This is a genomic window from Bartonella sp. TT29SHDZB (assembly GCF_042193395.1).
Taxonomy (GTDB): domain Bacteria; phylum Pseudomonadota; class Alphaproteobacteria; order Rhizobiales; family Rhizobiaceae; genus Bartonella.
The window spans coordinates 1-689 of sequence record NZ_JBHILQ010000138.1; the positions used below are offsets into that span (position 1 = coordinate 1).

General features: G+C 38.6%; 1 protein-coding gene. It reads right to left on the bottom strand.

Annotation, left to right across the window (positions count from 1 at the left end; translation table 11 throughout):
- Positions 1-689: site-specific DNA-methyltransferase (locus ACFIJJ_RS09990; protein WP_375646846.1), on the bottom strand; the 689-nt coding region annotated here is incomplete at both ends.

Consider the following 689-nt stretch of genomic DNA (forward strand, 5'->3'; position numbering starts at 1 on the left):
AAGACATTATCAGAATTAAAGGCTTTGACTTCTTTTTTGGCATCTTGGTTGTGCCCTACTTCCTCATAAAGCCAAATCGTCATACTGGTTATTCCCTGTTTAACCTCAGAAACAAAACGTTTGATCCTTGGTACTCCACCATTATCTGTTCCAAACCAAATGCGATTATCCTCTAACAGCTTAGCAAACTTTTCTTTACTAACCCGCCAACTAGCTCCAGCGGGAGGCATAACTTTGCGTCCAGAAGGTGTGATGATTTCATAAATATCCTTAGGTGTTACTCTTTTCACGGATAAATCTCCAGATTGCCATAACCCACGAGGATCATTATCAGGATTCTTATAGCGCGCATCCATATCGCTTGAACGAGGAAGTAAATTAGGCCGCCAAACTGTCTTATCTTTGGCATAAACCATTATAAAATCATGGTTATCGGAAAGCCACTTTGTATCATTCTGTGGAGCATATTTCTTTTGCCAAATTATATTGTTGATGAAATTTGGGCGACCAAAAATTTCATCCATCATTACTTTAAGATAGGCTTGTTCATCATCATCAATGGAAATCCAGATACTTCCATCATCTGCCAGTAAATGATGTAACAATTCTAGCCTGTCTCTCATAAGGCTTAGCCATATGGAATGCTCCAAACCATCTTCATAATGTTCAAAGGCATTGCCTGTATTATA